The organism is Clostridium sp. AM29-11AC, assembly GCF_003480545.1.
Classification (GTDB): Bacteria; Bacillota; Clostridia; order Lachnospirales; family Lachnospiraceae; genus Otoolea; species Otoolea saccharolyticum_A.
Genome location: NZ_QUJI01000062.1, coordinates 1 through 434, shown reverse-complemented (window position 1 = coordinate 434; position 434 = coordinate 1). Strand labels below are relative to the sequence as shown.

Here is a 434-nt window from a genome sequence, read left to right as displayed (position 1 = left end):
ATGAAAAGGCATTGCAGCACCAGTTAAAGCAGCTTACCCGAAAGGAACGGACGCACCGGCTCTGTACTCGTGGCGGTATGCTGGAAAGTTTTCTGCAAGAGCCGGAACGCCTGACAGATGATGATGTCATGCTGTTGTTGAAACTCATTTTTCACAGGCAGGACACGCAGGAACTATTGAAAAAACTGCTGGAACGGGAGAAGCCGGAAACCCCTTAGTTTACTAAGGGCGCAATTATACACCACCCAAAGGTTGGTGCATTGCGTTCTCCGAAGGCTCCTCGCCGGAGGGCTGTGATTTTCCGCAGTCATGGTCTGCTCCAAATCATACAGGGGACGCTACGCTTCCCCTGCGCTGGCTGTCGCCAGCTACCCTTTTGTGGACTTGCCGCCCGGAAACACCTTGCGCTGCAAGCTGTTCCCGTCCAGCAAGTT

The 434-nt window shown here is 53.5% G+C and carries 1 protein-coding gene; it reads left to right on the top strand.

Annotated elements, in window-relative coordinates:
* Positions 1-218: DUF3847 domain-containing protein (locus tag DW757_RS17215; RefSeq protein WP_243033760.1), on the top strand; the 218-nt coding region annotated here is incomplete at its 5' end.
* Positions 219-434 lie beyond the last annotated feature (216 nt).